The sequence below is a fragment of the Chromohalobacter sp. HP20-39 genome (assembly GCF_033052815.1).
Classification (GTDB): Bacteria; Pseudomonadota; Gammaproteobacteria; order Pseudomonadales; family Halomonadaceae; genus Chromohalobacter.
Genome location: NZ_JAWHTP010000005.1, coordinates 202157 through 217139 on the forward strand (window position 1 = coordinate 202157; position 14983 = coordinate 217139).

General features: G+C 63.8%; 14 protein-coding genes. 2 read left to right on the forward strand and 12 right to left on the reverse strand.

Going from position 1 to position 14983, the window contains the following annotated elements; all coding sequences use genetic code 11:
* Positions 1 to 56: 56 nt before the first annotated feature.
* The 4 genes from RVY79_RS12415 to RVY79_RS12430 all read right to left on the reverse strand — a co-directional run bounded on the left by RVY79_RS12415 (position 57) and on the right by RVY79_RS12430 (position 3764).
* On the reverse strand, positions 57 to 914 hold the full coding sequence (locus tag RVY79_RS12415) for a transporter substrate-binding domain-containing protein (protein ID WP_317464520.1): 858 nt from the start codon (positions 912 to 914) through the stop codon (positions 57 to 59).
* A 119-nt stretch (positions 915 to 1033) separates the two neighbouring features.
* Positions 1034 to 1564, reverse strand: a complete 531-nt coding sequence (locus RVY79_RS12420; RefSeq protein WP_317464522.1) for a chromate transporter — start codon at positions 1562 to 1564, stop codon at positions 1034 to 1036.
* A complete protein-coding gene (locus tag RVY79_RS12425) occupies positions 1561 to 2127 on the reverse strand; it encodes a chromate transporter (RefSeq protein WP_317464523.1) in 567 nt (188 codons plus the stop codon). Before RVY79_RS12425 ends, RVY79_RS12420 begins: the two co-directional genes overlap by 4 nt.
* Before the next feature lie 2 nt (positions 2128 to 2129).
* A complete protein-coding gene (locus RVY79_RS12430; RefSeq protein ID WP_317464525.1) occupies positions 2130 to 3764 on the reverse strand; it encodes a gamma-glutamyltransferase family protein in 1635 nt (544 codons plus the stop codon).
* A gap of 224 nt (positions 3765 to 3988) precedes the next feature.
* Here RVY79_RS12430 and RVY79_RS12435 point away from each other — a divergent pair, with 224 nt between their 5' ends.
* Entirely contained in the window at positions 3989 to 4672 is a 684-nt protein-coding gene (locus tag RVY79_RS12435) for a GntR family transcriptional regulator (RefSeq protein WP_317464526.1), read from the forward strand.
* 43 nt (positions 4673 to 4715) lie between these two features.
* Here the strand turns inward: RVY79_RS12435 and RVY79_RS12440 are convergent, their stop codons facing one another.
* From RVY79_RS12440 to RVY79_RS12455, 4 genes are all read right to left on the reverse strand, one after another.
* Positions 4716 to 6092 carry a DEAD/DEAH box helicase gene (locus RVY79_RS12440; protein ID WP_317464529.1) on the reverse strand — a complete coding sequence of 459 codons (1377 nt, stop codon included), beginning with the start codon at positions 6090 to 6092 and terminating at the stop codon, positions 4716 to 4718.
* Positions 6093 to 6201: 109 nt separating this feature from the next.
* The gene (locus RVY79_RS12445; RefSeq protein ID WP_317464531.1) at positions 6202 to 7113 is read right to left on the reverse strand and encodes a LysR substrate-binding domain-containing protein; all 912 of its coding nucleotides are present in this window, start codon (positions 7111 to 7113) and stop codon (positions 6202 to 6204) included.
* A gap of 56 nt (positions 7114 to 7169) precedes the next feature.
* The gene (locus RVY79_RS12450; RefSeq protein WP_317464532.1) at positions 7170 to 9206 is read right to left on the reverse strand and encodes a CocE/NonD family hydrolase; all 2037 of its coding nucleotides are present in this window, start codon (positions 9204 to 9206) and stop codon (positions 7170 to 7172) included.
* Positions 9203 to 10753 carry a BCCT family transporter gene (locus tag RVY79_RS12455; RefSeq protein WP_317464533.1) on the reverse strand — a complete coding sequence of 517 codons (1551 nt, stop codon included), beginning with the start codon at positions 10751 to 10753 and terminating at the stop codon, positions 9203 to 9205. Before RVY79_RS12455 ends, RVY79_RS12450 begins: the two co-directional genes overlap by 4 nt.
* A 203-nt stretch (positions 10754 to 10956) precedes the next feature.
* Between RVY79_RS12455 and RVY79_RS12460 the strand changes: the two genes are divergently transcribed.
* A complete protein-coding gene (locus tag RVY79_RS12460; RefSeq protein ID WP_317464534.1) occupies positions 10957 to 11184 on the forward strand; it encodes a DUF3820 family protein in 228 nt (75 codons plus the stop codon).
* A gap of 28 nt (positions 11185 to 11212) precedes the next feature.
* On the opposite strand, the gene cdd is transcribed toward RVY79_RS12460, so the two are convergent.
* From cdd to deoA, 4 genes are read right to left on the reverse strand one after another with little or no spacing between them, the layout of a single operon-like run.
* Positions 11213 to 11635, reverse strand: a complete 423-nt coding sequence (gene cdd, locus RVY79_RS12465; protein WP_317464535.1) for a cytidine deaminase — start codon at positions 11633 to 11635, stop codon at positions 11213 to 11215.
* The gene (gene deoD, locus RVY79_RS12470; RefSeq protein WP_317464536.1) at positions 11628 to 12359 is read right to left on the reverse strand and encodes a purine-nucleoside phosphorylase; all 732 of its coding nucleotides are present in this window, start codon (positions 12357 to 12359) and stop codon (positions 11628 to 11630) included. Before deoD ends, cdd begins: the two co-directional genes overlap by 8 nt.
* Positions 12359 to 13609, reverse strand: a complete 1251-nt coding sequence (locus tag RVY79_RS12475) for a phosphopentomutase (RefSeq protein WP_317464537.1) — start codon at positions 13607 to 13609, stop codon at positions 12359 to 12361. Before RVY79_RS12475 ends, deoD begins: the two co-directional genes overlap by 1 nt.
* Positions 13606 to 14934 (reverse strand): thymidine phosphorylase, encoded by a 1329-nt coding sequence (gene deoA / locus RVY79_RS12480; protein ID WP_317464538.1) that lies wholly within the window; start codon positions 14932 to 14934, stop codon positions 13606 to 13608. Before deoA ends, RVY79_RS12475 begins: the two co-directional genes overlap by 4 nt.
* Positions 14935 to 14983: the final 49 nt, after the last annotated feature.

Consider the following 14983-nt stretch of genomic DNA (forward strand, 5'->3'; position numbering starts at 1 on the left):
GATTGCCAGTAAATGGAACGCTAAAACGCCGTCGGAGGCTCTCCGGCGGCGTTTTTTCATTTACGCGATGCGGGTCGTAGGTCGTAGTCGAAATACTGTTCCATCAGCTCGACGAAAGTGCCGTCGGCGTAGACGCTATCCAACGCTTGATTGAAGGTGTTGGCTAGTGCCTTGTCGCGTGGTCGAACGGCGATGGCGTTGCCCTTGCCGAAGATCGACTCGGGGCTGTTGATACGCGGCCCGATCTGGACGAACCGGGCATCGCTTTCACCGATATTCAGGGTGTCGAGCGCCACCGGGTAATTGATGAAGGCCAAGTCGATGCGCTCGGCTTCGAGGTCCAGTGAAACGTCGGCGGCGGTAGCATAGCGACGGATATCCAGAGTGTCGCGGTAGCGCTCGGTGACATAGTTGTCCTGAGTGGTGCCGCGTTGGACGCCTACCGATAGTCCGGCGAGCGATTGTGGGTCGTCGAGCGTAATGGCATGGCCGGCGCGCGCCACCCACACCTTGGGCGACATGGCGTAGGGCTCGGTGAAGCGCACCTGCTGCTCGCGGGCGGGGGTGATGCGCATCGACGACAAGATGGCGTCGTACTTGCGCGATAGTAACCCAGGGATGATGCCATCCCAGCTTTGCACGACCCACTCGCAATTCAGCTTGGCGCGCTGACAGAGCTCGTTACCCAGCTCGATCTCGAAACCTGCGAGCTCGCCATCAGCGGTGCGATATTCGAACGGTGGGTAAGGTACGTCGACGGCAATTCGCACTTGTTGTCTGTCGTCGCTGGACGTGTCGTTGGCCAGTGCGGAAACCGTACCGGTCAGGCCGGCACCTACAAGCAGAATAGCGATGGCCAGCTTGAACCGTGTGGAACGGATGTCGCTTGGGTGTTGCGGAGTAAAGAATGACATGGTTGTTGTGTCCTTGTAGGTCATCGTGTTGATTCATTGTGTAGTTGCTTGGCCCGTGAGGGCCCATATCGGTTCGTGCGTGTACCGCCGAACCGCGAACGGGCAATTTCCGGTCCTTGCTACCCGAGTAGCAAGGCGCCGTAGACGAGCCCGAAACACACGACGAACGCCGGGTGAACCCGGGTCGCCAGAAGCAGTACGCCGGCGATGCCACCGATGATGGCGGTGTGCAGGATGCCGGCGGTATCCAGTCCTTGATCGAGAAAGCGCCAGGTCAGGTAGGCCATCAATGTCATCACCACCGGGCGGACCCATTGGCTCATCGACTTGACCTTGACCGACTCGCGATAGCGATACAGCGTGCCTAGCGCGACCAGCATCAGCAGCAATGATGGCGCGACGGTGGCGAAGGTGGCGATCAGCGACCCGGGGACGCCGGCGACGTCGTAGCCGATATAACCGGCCATCTTGGTGGCGATCGGACTGGGTAGGGCGTTGGCCAGCGCCAGGGTCTCGGCGAATGCTTGTGAGCTCATCCAGCCGTAGCGGCCGACCACTTCGTTTTCGATCAGCGGGATGATCGCTGGTCCGCCGCCGTAACCGACGATGTTGGGAATGAAAAATGCCAGGAACAGCTGCCAATAGATCATGTGTCCGTCTCGCGGGTGGTGTGATGCGGCTCGGGACGTAGCAGCGCGGCGATCAGGATCGCCCCGATCACTAAGCCTGGATGCACGTCGAGCCAGTAGATCAGCCCACCGGCGACGGCGCCCATCACCAGCGTCACGAGCCAACCGAGGCTGGCCCGCGACTTGGTGAAGAAATCCCAGGTCAGCTTGGCCATCATCACCATGACCACGGGTACCACGCCCTGGCCCATGCCCTGCACCCAGCGCTGGTCGCCGTGACGTGCGTAGAGGCTGAGTAATGCGATCATTGCCACGATGATTGGTCCTATCACCGCGATGACGGCGTTGAGTGCGCCTAGACTGCCCCCGACTCGATAACCGATGTAGCCGGCCATCTTGGTAGCGATCGGCCCGGGCAGGGTGTTGCCGATCGCCAGCACATCGGCGAACGCCTCGTCGTCCATCCAGGCGTGGCGTTTGACCACCTCTTGATGAACCAGCGGGATCATCGACGGGCCGCCACCGAAACCGAACAGGCCGATGCGCAGGAAGGCCAGGAACAATTGGGTTTGAGTACGCAGCATGATTACAGCACCGCGATGCTAGAGTCGGTACGCGGCTCGGTGCCACCACAGTAGATACCGCTGTCCGGGTCGCGGATGATCATCTGGCCACGTCCGAAACCGCGCGGATCGTGATCGATTTGCATGTCGTGGCCGCGCTCGGCCATCGCGCGTACCAGCGGTGCCGGGTAGCCGTGTTCGATGCCGATGCGCTTGCCGCCCATCCATTGCCAGCGCGGTGCGTCCAGCGCGGCTTGGGGGTTGAGGCCGAAGTCGACCAGGTTCATCACCACCTGAACGTGCCCCTGGGGCTGCATGAAGCCGCCCATCACGCCGAATGGCCCGAGCGGCGTGCCGTCGTCGCGGGTCAAAAAGCCGGGGATGATGGTATGGAAGGTCTTTTTGCCTGGTGCGAGCACGTTGTCGTGGCTCGGGTCGAGGCTGAAGTTGTGGCCGCGGTTCTGCATCGCGATGCCGGTGCCCGGCACCACCACGCCGGAGCCGAAGCCGTGATAGTTGCTTTGGATGAACGACACCATGTTGCCGTCGTCATCGGCGGTGGCCAGGTAGACGGTGCCGCCGCCCTGCGGGGTGCCCGGTGTCGGGTCGAGTGCCGATTCGCCGATGAGCGCGCGACGCTCGCGGGTGTAGGTATCGCCGAGTAGCGCCTCGACGCTGTGGGACATGTGCTCGGGCTGAGTGATATGGGTTTGGCCGTCGATGAACGCCAGCTTCATGGCCTCGAGCTGGCGGTGCAGTACCTCGGGATTGTCGCGGCTGTCGGCCTGAAAGCCCTCGAGCATGCGCAGTGCCATCAGCGCCACCAGCCCCTGGCCGTTGGGCGGAATCTCCCAGACTTTATGGCCGCGGTAATTCGCGGCGATCGGCGCGACCCATGCCGGCTGATAACCGGCAAGATCCGCCGCGTGCAGATAGCCACCGGTCTCGCGTGAAAAGGCATCGATGCGCTCGGCCAGCTCGCCACGGTAGAAGCTCTCGGAGCGTGTCTCGGCGATGGCTTCGAGGGTTTTCGCTTGGTCCTCGCAGCGATGCCACTCGCCGGCGCGCGGAGCACGCCCGGTCGGCGTGAAGGTCTCGAACCAGCCGGCGGTGTCGGCATCCGTCAGATGTTCGCGGAAGGTCGTCTCGGCGCGCTGCCACAGGCTGGCGATCACCGGCGAAACTGGGAACCCCTCGCGGGCCAGGCGGATCGCCGGGGCCAGTAGCGTCTGGAAATCGAGCTTGCCGAAACGCCGCGATAGTTCGGCCCAGGCGGCCGGAATGCCGGGCACGGTCACTGGTGTCCAGCCATACAGCGGCATGGCTTCGAAGCCGGCCTCGGCGACCGCCTGAGGAGTCAGCGCGGCGGGGGCGGTGCCGCTGGCGTTGAGGCCGTGAAGCGCGCCTTTGCCTGCCTTGTCGTCGGCGATCCACACCAGCGCGAAGGCGTCACCGCCGATCCCGCAGCCGGTGGGCTCGACCACGGTGAGCGCTGCCGCAGTGGCGATGGCGGCGTCCACGGCGTTGCCGCCCTGGGCGAGGATGTCGCGGCCGATCTGGCTGGCCTGGGGCTGGGACGCGGCGACCATGCCGTGTTTGGCGTAGGTGGCGCTGCGCTGGGACGCGTAGGGCGTTGCCTGGGAAAAGGGCGTCAACATGCCGTCTCCAATCGATTGTTATGTTATAAATCGTTTTGAGTAAAAAAATCGATTTTGTTGAGATGACTATGGCGCGCGATTTTATTAACGTCAATATAGGATTTGGCACAGCGCCGACTGCACTGAGGCAGCCCCTTGCTTGCCGAGCCGGACACGCGCATCACCGGCCATTACCTTTGAACTTGATAAGCCATTACCTTCGAACTTGAGAAGAGAGCCACGCCATGACCGCATCGCCATCCGCCAGTCGCGACATGGCCTCGAGCCGGGTCTTCGATACGCTCAAGCAGGACTTGATTCGCGGGCGTTTCGCGGCGGGCGAGAAACTCGCCATCAGCGCCTTGAAGGATCACTACCAGGTCGGGCTCAGCCCGTTGCGCGAGGCGCTCAACCGGCTGGCGGCCTACGGCCTGCTCGAGCAGGTCAACCAGCGTGGCTTTCGGGTGCCGGCGATGCACCTCGAGGAGCTCGATGACATCGCGGGGCTGCGCACCCAGCTTGAATGCATGGCGTTGACGCAGGCGTTTCAGGCGGGCTATTCAGAATGGGAGTCACAGGTGTTGGCGGCGCACCATCGGTTGCGCCGTGCCGACGAGCATCCTGAGCGAGTGGAGGAGTGGGAGCAGGCACACCTGCGCTTTCATCGGGCGTTGCTAGCGTCGTGTGGATCACACTGGTTGTTACGTTTCATCGAACAACTGCACGACCAGTTCGACCGCTACCGACGCCTGGCGCCGCCCAACCCAGCAGTGCGTAAGGTACTCGATCGCCAGCACGGCGAACTGGTCGAACTGGCGTTGAGCCGAGACATTCGCGCTGCACGGGCATTGCTCGATGATCACATACGAATGTCTCACAGCGTTGCCCGCGGTTGTTGCGAGTTACCGGCATCCGATGACAATACGTGAGCCGTTGGACGGTGATCTCGCCACGACTCACAATTGACGTGACTTATGCCCCGCCTTGGGTGCCGTTACCGCGGCCCCGTCCCCCGCGACGACGGCGCGGGCGGTTTTCGCCGCCATCGTTGCGATCACGTGAGGCATTGTCGTTGCGTGAGCTGCTGTTGCGTGAGTCGTTACCGCCTGAATTGCCGCCACGGCGTGGGCCGTTGTCGCGACCGCTACCGTTGCGCTGGCCACTACTGCTACCCCCGCCACTGCGCGGGCTGGTGCCCTTGCCGCTGACGAGTGCTTCGCTGGGTTCAAAGCCGGCGATGGTCTGGCGTTCCAGCGTCTGGCGGGTCAGTCGCTCGATCCCCGCGAGTTCCTTGCCTTCCTCGGGGCTGACCAGTGATACCGCGTGGCCGCTGGCACCTGCCCGTCCGGTACGTCCGATACGGTGGACGTAGTCCTCGGCGACATTGGGTAGCTCGAAATTGACCACTTGTGGGAGCTGGTCGATATCGAGACCACGCGCGGCAATATCGGTCGCTACCAGCACACGAATCTCGCCGCTCTTGAAGCCGTCGAGAGCCTTGGTGCGCGCATTCTGGCTCTTGTTGCCGTGAATGGCCGCTGCCTCTATGCCGGCGTCTTCGAGCTGGCGGCTCAGGCGGTTGGCGCCATGCTTGGTGCGCATGAAGACCAGCACTTGCTGCCACTGATTCTCGTGGATCAGGTGCGTGAGTAGCGCCGGCTTGCGGGTCTTATCCACCGGATGGATCCACTGGGTGACCGTCTCGGCGGTGGTATTGCGCGGCGTGACCGAGATTTCCACGGGGTCGTTGACCATGCCCTTGGCGAGCGTGCGGATTTCCTGCGAGAAGGTCGCCGAGAACATCAGGTTCTGACGCTTGGCGGGCAGTGTCTTGAGGATTCGACGGATATCGTGGATGAAGCCCATGTCGAGCATACGATCGGCTTCGTCCATCACCAGTACTTCCAGCGCATCGAAGCTGACGGCCTTCTGGCTATACAGATCCAGCAGTCGACCCGGCGTTGCCACCAGGATATCGACGCCGCCGCGTAGCTTGGCGATCTGCGGGTTGACCTTCACGCCGCCGAAGACCACGGCGCTGCGTAGTGGCAGATGCTTGCCGTAGGCCTCGATATTGGCGCCGATCTGGGCAGCCAGCTCGCGGGTCGGCGTGAGAATCAACGCGCGCACCTGCTTGGCGGGCGCGCGCGTGCCGGTGGAGAGGCGCTGGAGGATCGGCAGCGTGAATCCGGCGGTCTTGCCGGTGCCGGTCTGGGCGGCGGCCATCACGTCGCGTCCCTCGAGAACGGCGGGGATCGCCTTGGCTTGGATCGGTGAAGGTGTCTCGTAGCCTTGCTCGGCCACGGCATCCAGAATCGGAGCGGAAAGCCCCAAGGAGGTAAAGCTCATGAAATCGTCTCGGTGGCTGCGAAGTGGGCCAGAGTAGGCGGGCAGCGGGCGTGCAGCTTACCGGATATGGGCTCGGCTTGCCACTTTAGGTGTATAGTGCAGGCACTGTTCAAACTGTGTTCAGTACCCAGGCCCGGAATGCACGCATGGGCTCGGTCAGGTGGCGATGCTGCGGGGTGAGCAGTGACAGACACCCTCGGCTGGGCAGCGTATGTGGCAGTGCTTGCACCAGGTTGCACTGCGCCAGGTCCGCCTCGAGTAGACGTTTCCAGCCCAGGGTGACGCCTTGCCCGGCGAGCGTCGCGTTCATCAGTAGCTGGAAACTGTTGGCGCGCAAGCTGTGTTCCGGGGCGTGCCAGCGCAGGCCCTGCGCCTGGTACCAGCCTTCCCAGGTCAGCCAGTCGTGATAATGGTCCTCGACGACCATCAGCGTGTGTCGAGCGAGCAGGTCGTCGGCATCGCGGATGTCTCCGTGACGGGCTAGATAGGCCGGGCTGCACACGGCGGCGACCTCTTCGTGAGCGAAAATCGCCTCGGCGCTGAGGCCGGGCGGGTCGACTTCATGCGGGACATGGTAATAGATCCCCAGATCGAACTCGGCTAGATCCAGACGATGCGGATCCTCGACGGTCAGGATACGGATTTCGATATGCGGGTGGGCGCGCTGGAAGTCGGGAAGCTGTCGCGCCAGCCAGATCGAGGCGATGGTCGGGCTAGAGGCCAAGGTGAGCTGGCGGTCATCGCCGCGACGGCGCAGGCGGGCCGTTTCATCGCGCAGGTCACGCAACAGGCGCTGCACCACGCGAAAGTAGTGCTCGCCGGCGGGCGTCAGGCGCAAGCCTTCGTAGTGGCGTTCGAACAGCGGCCGGCCCAGGTCGTCCTCGAGCCGTTTGATCTGACGGCTGACGGCGCTCTGGGTCAGGCTGAGTTCGTTGCCGGCTTGCGTGAAGCTGGCATGTCGCGCGGCGGCCTCGAAGGCACGTAGACAAGCCAAGGGGGGAAGTGCATCGCGAGTGGGCATGAAAGCATCCGGGACCGAGTTCTCTCGGTCCCGGAGCATAACATGCACGCCGCCGGTCACAGGGCCGTGCGTGGAATCTCCCGTTCCCATCGTTGTTCGCTGACCAACGTCTCGCCCTCATGAGCGATCTGCTCGGCGTTGAGGTAGAAGGTCTGTGCGTCGCAATGCAGGTGATAACGGCTCACCACCTCGACCGCGAACTGATCGTTTTTGACGTTCTGGCCTTCTCCACGGCTGGCGCGGTAGACCCATTCGATATCGGCGCGTGTGCGGGTGGCATCGCTGGGGTGGCTGGTATAGACCTCTTTCGCCTTTTGCTCGACGCGCAGGCCGTGATCCTCGAAGCGAATATCGCCCATGTCGTCTTCGACGGTGACGGTCACCTCGCCGCTGCCAACGTCCTCGCTGATGGTGCGCTTGGGCTTTCCGGCTCGCAGGGTTTCGACCCGGCAGGGTGTGGCGCTCTCCGGCGGTTCGAACGGCATGGGGATATAAGCCGCTTTTGAACGTGGCAACTCGAGTATCGGCATGCCCGACTTGAGTGTCAGGTCGGCGCGCCTCGAAGGTGACCATACCAGCGGGAAGCTGGCGCTGGAGAGCGCCACGCGCAGGCGGTGTCCCGGGCGCAGGCGATAGCCGATCAGGTCCAGCGGCACGCGAACGTCCATCGGTTCGCCCGGCACCGGTGGCGTGATGGTGCCCGGGTCGTCACGCAGGTTGAGGTTGAGCGTGCCGTAGGTAATCAGCGCGCTTTCGCCGCTGGGGGCCACGTCGCACAGGCGCACGTGTAGCTGGCCGCACGCCTCGGTGCTGGTGACCGATACCGCGAGCGTCGGCTGGCCGAGAATGTCGAGTCCTTCGATATAAGGGGGGGAGTCGAAAGTCAACGACAGGCCGTCATCGCGGCGCTGATCGGTCGGGAAATCGGCGCCGAACCACAGCGGGATGTACTCGCCCTGCAGCGAGCCAGCAGTCAGTGGCGAGGCGATTTGTCGGTCATTGCTCAAGCGGCCGTTGCTCCCCAGGCCGTGATCGCCCAGCACTAGGGACTGTGTCTCGACCTCGTTGCTGGGCGCCGGCCAGGCGGAGGTTCGTACCCACTTCCCGGGGCGCTCGAGATACTTGGGCGCCGGCGGCACGCCATCCTGCAGATAAAAGGTGCAAGGCGGCTCGTCCATGATTCCGGTGTCGACGTCCTTGAGCCAGTAATCCCACCAGCGCAGTGCCTCCTGCAGGAAACCGATCGCCGGATCGGGAATCGCGAAATGCGGATATTTGTGCATCCAGGGGCCGACCAGCGCCTTTCGGGGGCAGGAGAGGTGCTCCATCATGCGCGGGATCGTGTTGACGTAGGAATCCGCCCAGCCACTGATCATGTAGACGGCCGCTTCGATATCGTCATAGTTCTCGCAGATCGAGCCGTGCTTCCAGTAGTCGTCGCGATGCTGATGCTCGAGCCAGGGATCCATCAGCAGCGGCATGTTGTCGAGACGGTGCTTCCACATCTCGCGCCAGCGCTCGCCGACCAGCGCCGGATCGGGCACGGCGGCGGAAAAGCTCAGCATGGTCGCTGCCCAGCCGAGATTCTCCAGCAGCATGTTGCCGCCCTTGTAGTGGATGTCGTCGGCGTAGCGGTCGTCGGTGGAGCACAGCGTGATGATCGCCTTGAGCGGCCCGGGGCGCAGCGCGGCCAACTGCAGACTATTGAAGCCTCCCCAGGAGATGCCCATCATGCCGAGCTTGCCATCGCACCAGGGTTGCGCGGCGATCCAGTCGATCACCTCCAGGGCGTCGGCCTGTTCCTGGGGGGCGTACTCGTCCTCCATCAGGCCGTCGGATTCACCGTTGCCGCGCATATCCACTCGAATGCAGGCATAGCCATGACCGCCGAAGTAGGGATGGGTGAGCTCGTCGCGCACCGCGGTGCCGTCGCGCTTGCGGTAGGGCAGATACTCGAGGATCGCCGGCACCGGCCTTGACTCGGCATCTTCCGGCAGCCAGATGCGGGCCGCTAGCCGCGTCCCGTCGGCCAGCAGGATCCATTGGTTCTCGATTTCGCGCACGCGGTGCGGAAAGTCGTGCTTGATGTTCATGCGTCGTCCTTGGCGGCGTGAGAAGAGGGAGACGGTGTCGCGAGACGCTCGGGATATTTCAGCCAACGCCATAGCGAGCCGGTGGCGAGCAGCACGATGATCAGCGCGGGCAGGCCGCCGAGATTGGAGAGCATCTTGATGCCATCGATCCCGACGAAGCTGACCATTACCCAGGACACGATGCCGACGATGATCCCCCACAGGACTTTCATCGACACGCCGGTATTGAGATCTGAGTCGGCGGTCAGGCCACGGGTGCAAAGATTGCCGATGGCATCGGTCTGCGAATCTGCTGCGGTGACGTAGGAGATGTAGGCGATGAACAGCAGCAGCGGGATCCACACCTGCGAGAAGGGCAGCTGGCGGAACAGCTCGTAGAGCACGTTCTCGACGCCGCGATCGCTGAGAATGGCATGCAGGTCGACGCCGGTATGTGCCTGATAATAGAGCGCCGCGCCGGAGAAGATGATGACCCAAGCGGAGGCGAAAAGGGCCGGATAGAACAGGTTGACCCGCAGGAACTCGCGTACCGTGTAGCCGCGTGAAATCTTGCCCAGGAACAGCGCCGCCATGGGCGCCCAGGCGAACCATACCGCCCAATAGAAGATCGACCACCACTGTGGCCACTGGTCCTCGCCGGCGGCGCCGGTGAACAGGCTCTTGGTGAAGAAGCCATCGAGATAGACGCCGAAGGACTCCACGCCCAGCGAGAGCATGAAGCTCGTCGGGCCCACCACGAAGATGAATACGCCGAGAATCGCGAGCAATACGGCATTCAGCGAGGAGAGGCGCGCGATGCCTTTCTGCAGGCCGCTGGCCGCCGAGATCACGAACGTCACCACGATCAGGGCGATGACCACACCCAAACGCAGCGGGCTGGTCTCGCCGCCGAGATACTGCCCCGCGCCGCCGGCCAGTGTCAGCGCGCCGGTGCCCAACGACGAGGCCATCCCCGCGACCAGGGCGTAGAGCGAGACCGCGTCGATCAAGCCGCCGAAGCGCTTGACCTTGGGCCCGAATACCGGCTCCAGCATGCTGGAGATCGAGAAACGCAGGCGCAGATTGTAGAACGCCAGGGCGAAGATCAGTGCCGGCACGGCGTAGATGGCATAGGGCGTGAACGACCAGTGCAGGAACATGGTCGACATCGCGAACAGCATGGCATCGCTGGAACCGGCTTCCAGGCCCAGTGACTCGGGCGGCCCCATGAAGTGATACAGCGGCTCGGCGGTAGTCCAGAACAACACGCCCACGGCCAGCGTGGTGCACAAGGTGATCGAGAACCAGCGCACCCGCGATAGCATGGGTGTTGCCTGCTCGCCGCCGATACGTAATTTACCCAGCGGCGAGAAATAAACGATGACTGCTAGAGCCAGCAGGTACAGGCTGCCCAGGCTAAATAGCCACGAAAAGTTATCCAGAATGGCATCGTTGAGCGCGCTGGTGCTCGCCAGGAAGGCATCGAGATTGACGTAGCTGGCGATTACCGCCGCCAGCAGCACCAGGAAGGTTGGCCAGAAAACCAAGGGCCGTAGCGATGTTTGCATCACCCAGTCTCCGTTTGTCGTTATCGTGTGGCGTCATGCGCCAATATCATGGCATGCCACTTTACCGACACACGGGGCGCTAGACTCAAACGCTGCCTGGTAATGGGGGTATGCGTTCGACGCATGGCATGCACGCCATGGCGACGTGCACTGCCACGTCCGTTAGCATGCCCTCTTAGAGATGCTATGCGAGAAACCCAACCATGAACCCTGAAGACCTGCAACAGCTCACCACCCGCAAGATGCCCTTCGGTAAATACGAAGGCCGGCTGATCGCCGACCTTCCGGGGCCCTACCTTGCCTGGTTCGCCCGGCAGGGTTTCCCCAACGGCGAGATCGGGCGGCTACTCGCCTTGATGCACGAGGTCGACCACAACGGGCTCAATGCTCTGCTCGAGCCACTGCGTGGATCATCCGGGGGTGATGAATAGCCGTCGGGAGGAAGGTAACTCGGCGCCATCACGCCTGGGGAAGATTCTCCGGGCCGAAGGAGTCGGGTAGCAGTTGCTCCATGGTATAGCGCTTGAGTGGCGCGCCGTTGCCGTCGAGGACGATGATGACGGTGTCCGGCGTGGCGAATTCGCGGATGCGCTGGCGGCAGTCGCCGCAGGGTGTACACAGGTGTTCGCCGGGGCCGATGACATAGAGCGTGGCGATCTCGCGCTCGCCCTGCGCGATCATCGCGCTGATGGCGCCGGCCTCGGCGCAGAGCCCCTTGTAGTTGGCACTCTCCACGTTGCAGCCCAGGTAATGCCGGCCGCTTTCGGCAATCAACAAGGCCCCCACCGGATGGCGGGAATAGGGCGCATAAGCGCGCTCGCGTGTCTGTAGCAGTGATTGGCGCAGCGCATCGGAAAGCGGCGCGGGGGATGTCTCAGCCATGGGTGCTTTCTCTCGTGTCGCGGAGCAGGGCATCGAGGGTGATCGCCATCATCTCGTGAAAGCCGGTCTGACGGGTGTGCGCATCGAGCGCCTGGCCTTTGAGGATATGGTCGGAGACCGTGCACACGGTCAGCGCCCGAGCTTGGAGCTCGGCGGCGACGCCGTACAGGCCGGCGGCTTCCATCTCGACGCCGAGCACGCCGTGGCGCTTCATGAGCTCGAACAGGGCATCGTCGGGCGAATAGAACAGGTCCGCCGAGAACAGATTGCCGACCTTGACGGGGGTGCTGCGTGCGCGGGCAGCGTCGACGGCGTGCCGGGTCAGGTCGAAGTCGGCGATGGCGGCGAAATCGTGGTCTTTGAAGCGGGTGCGGTTGACTCCGGAGTCAGTACACGCGCCCATGCCGACGACGATGTCGTTGACGGCGACATCGTCACGCACCGCGCCGCAGGAGCCCACGCGTACCAGGCGCTTGACGCCGTACTCGGTGATCAGTTCCTTGGCGTAGATCGAGATCGAGGGGATGCCCATGCCGCTGCCCATCACCGAGATGCGCTGGCCTTGGTAGGTGCCGGTGAAGCCGAGCATGTTGCGCACCTGGTTGACGCATTCCACGTCGTCCAGAAAGGTCTCGGCGATGAATTGGGCACGCAGCGGGTCGCCGGGCATGAGCACGGTATCGGCGAAGGCGTCTGCGGGGGCATCGATGTGTGGGGTAGCCATCAGCTTTCTCCCTTGGATGAGATTGGCAATAAAGATTGCCCGTGTTCCATTGGGCTCAACCCGAAATGCGTCGCCAGGCTCTGGCCGATATCGGCGAAGGTCGTCAGACGGCCTTCATCGTCACCCAACGGCCCTGGCGTCAGGCGCGCGCCGCTGGCGAGCACGGGGACGCGCTCGCGGGTATGGTCGGTGCCCGTCCAGGTCGGGTCGTTGCCGTGATCGGCGGTGAGGATGAGCAAATCCTCGGGACGCAGCTTGGCGAGCACTTCCGGCAGGCGCCGGTCGAAGGCTTCCAGCGCTTCGGCGTAGCCATCCGGATCGCGCCGGTGGCCGTAGAGCGTGTCGAAGTCGACGAAGTTGGTCATCACCAGCGTCTGCTTATTCGCCAGTGAACGCTCGCCGGCCTCATCGATGGCGTTGAGCGTTGCGTCGAATAGCGCGTCATGGCCATGTGCCTTGAGCACTTTCGAGACGCCGCAGTGAGCATAGATATCGCCGATCTTGCCCACGCCCAATACCGTACCACCGCTGTCGTGCAGCTTTTGAAGAACGGTCGGCGTGGGCGGCTCGATGGCGTAGTCGCGGCGGTTGCCGGTGCGTTCGAAGGTTTGTGGCGTCTCGCCGATGAAAGGGCGCGCGATGACGCGGCCGATGTTGTAGGGCATCAGCAGTTCGCGGGCGATTTCGCACAGGGCGTACAGGCGGTCGAGACCGAAATGGGTCTCATGGGCGGCGATCTGGAACACTGAATCCGCCGAGGTGTAGACGATCGGCTTGCCGCTTGCGATATGTTCTTCGCCCAGCTCCTCGAGTACTGGGATGCCGGACGCGTGGCAGTTACCCAGCACGCCGGGCAGGTCGGCCCGCTCGATCAGCGCGTCCAAGAGGTCGGGCGGGAAGCTCTGCGTCTTGTCGAGGAAGTAGCCCCACTCGAACAGCGCCGGCACGCCGGCAATTTCCCAGTGCCCGGAGGGCGTGTCCTTGCCCGAGGAAATCTCGGCCGCCGCCGCGTAGGCGCCGTTGAGCGTATCGGGCGGCGTGACGCCCGCCGCCCACTCGCCGGTGGCGAGATGATGTGCATGATAGAGCCCCAGCCTTGCCAGATTGGGCAGCGCGAGCGGTCGGCCGGCAGCGGCGCGATGACGGGCGATATGCCCTAGCGTATCCGAACCGGCATCACCGAAGGCATCAGCATCCGGGGCATTGCCGATGCCGAAGGAATCAAGCACTAACAGAACGGCGCGGGTCATGACAGATCCTCCTGGCGCAGAGTGGCGTGGATCGGCGACGCTGGCGCGGCGCTACCTTCCTCGCCGAGGGTGAAGGCCGCGCTCAAGTGGCGTGTGACGGCGTCGGCTCGGCTGGCGGCGTGGAGGCGCAGCAGCGGTTGGCCGGCCTCGACGTGCTGACCGAGCGCGGCGATATGTGAGAGACCGACGCGATGGTCGATGGCATCACCGGCATTGCGACGCCCGCCGCCCAATTCGACCACGCCAAGCCCCAACGCGCGCGTGTCGATGGCGTTGACGGTGCCGGCCCGAGGGGCGACGACATCGGTCGTGAAGGGCGCTGGCGCTAAATAGTGCTCGGGGCGTTCGGCCAGGTCGCTCGGACCGCCGAGCCCATGCACCATGCGCGAGAAGCGCTCTAGCGCCTCGCCGGAGTCGAGGGCAAACTCCAGACGCGTTGCGGCGTCTTCCGCGTCGCTTGCCAATCCCGACTGGAGCAGCATTTCCGCCGCCAGAGCATGAGTGACCTGATAGAGGCGGCTATCACGACCTTCTCCTCTCAGCAGCCGCAGCGCCTCGTGGACCTCCAGGGCATTGCCGGCACAGTCGGCGAGCGGTTGGTTCATGTCGGTCAGCAGCACGCTGGTGGGCGTACCGGCGCCGCTGCCGATGGCGACGATGGCGTCGGCGAGTTCCCGGGAGGCCTCGGCGGTGGGCATGAAGGCGCCGTTGCCGACCTTGACGTCCATCACCAGGGTGTCGAGGCCACAGGCGAGCTTCTTGCCCAGGATCGAGGCCACGATCAGCGGTAGCGACTCCACCGTGGCGGTGACGTCGCGCACGCCGTACAAGCGCTTGTCGGCGGGAGCAAGCGTGCCGGTCTGGCCGATGATCGCCACGCCGACGTCTTTCACCAGTTGGCGGAAGCGAGCGTCGCTGGGGGTGACGTCATAGCCGGGAATCGCTTCGAGCTTGTCCAGCGTGCCGCCGGTATGGCCGAGCCCACGCCCCGAGATCATGGGCACGTGGCCGCCACAGGCGGCGATCCACGGCCCCAGCACCAGCGAGACGAGATCGCCCACGCCGCCGGTGGAATGCTTGTCGAGCACCGGGCCGTCGAGGTCGAGATCGTTCCAACGCAGGACTTGGCCGGAGTTGCGGGTGGCCTCGGTCAGCGCGATGGCCTCGTCGCGGTTCATGCCATTGAGCACGACCGCCATGGCGAAGGCGCCGATCTGGGCGTCGCCTACGCTGCCGTCGGCGACGCCGCGCATGAAGGTGTGGATGGCCTCGGCGTCGAGGGCCTCGGCGTCACGCTTACGGCGGATAATGTCTTGAATCAGCATGGCGAGCTCCGCGTTGTTATTGTCTGCCGGTGAATGTCGATGTCTGTCG

What these genes read in the sequence shown, in the direction of transcription:
- cdd (WP_317464535.1), bottom strand. Translation starts at nt 11,635, where the DNA reads ATGGCTGAGACATCCCCCGCGCCGCTTTCCGATGCGCTGCGCCAATCA.
- deoD (WP_317464536.1), bottom strand. Translation starts at nt 12,359, where the DNA reads ATGGCTACCCCACACATCGATGCCCCCGCAGACGCCTTCGCCGATACC.
- RVY79_RS12475 (WP_317464537.1), bottom strand. Translation starts at nt 13,609, where the DNA reads ATGACCCGCGCCGTTCTGTTAGTGCTTGATTCCTTCGGCATCGGCAAT.
- RVY79_RS12450 (WP_317464532.1), bottom strand. Translation starts at nt 9,206, where the DNA reads ATGAACATCAAGCACGACTTTCCGCACCGCGTGCGCGAAATCGAGAAC.
- deoA (WP_317464538.1), bottom strand. Translation starts at nt 14,934, where the DNA reads ATGCTGATTCAAGACATTATCCGCCGTAAGCGTGACGCCGAGGCCCTC.
- RVY79_RS12425 (WP_317464523.1), bottom strand. Translation starts at nt 2,127, where the DNA reads ATGCTGCGTACTCAAACCCAATTGTTCCTGGCCTTCCTGCGCATCGGC.
- RVY79_RS12435 (WP_317464526.1), top strand. Translation starts at nt 3,989, where the DNA reads ATGACCGCATCGCCATCCGCCAGTCGCGACATGGCCTCGAGCCGGGTC.
- RVY79_RS12440 (WP_317464529.1), bottom strand. Translation starts at nt 6,092, where the DNA reads ATGAGCTTTACCTCCTTGGGGCTTTCCGCTCCGATTCTGGATGCCGTG.
- RVY79_RS12455 (WP_317464533.1), bottom strand. Translation starts at nt 10,753, where the DNA reads ATGCAAACATCGCTACGGCCCTTGGTTTTCTGGCCAACCTTCCTGGTG.
- RVY79_RS12445 (WP_317464531.1), bottom strand. Translation starts at nt 7,113, where the DNA reads ATGCCCACTCGCGATGCACTTCCCCCCTTGGCTTGTCTACGTGCCTTC.
- RVY79_RS12460 (WP_317464534.1), top strand. Translation starts at nt 10,957, where the DNA reads ATGAACCCTGAAGACCTGCAACAGCTCACCACCCGCAAGATGCCCTTC.
- RVY79_RS12430 (WP_317464525.1), bottom strand. Translation starts at nt 3,764, where the DNA reads ATGTTGACGCCCTTTTCCCAGGCAACGCCCTACGCGTCCCAGCGCAGC.
- RVY79_RS12415 (WP_317464520.1), bottom strand. Translation starts at nt 914, where the DNA reads ATGTCATTCTTTACTCCGCAACACCCAAGCGACATCCGTTCCACACGG.
- RVY79_RS12420 (WP_317464522.1), bottom strand. Translation starts at nt 1,564, where the DNA reads ATGATCTATTGGCAGCTGTTCCTGGCATTTTTCATTCCCAACATCGTC.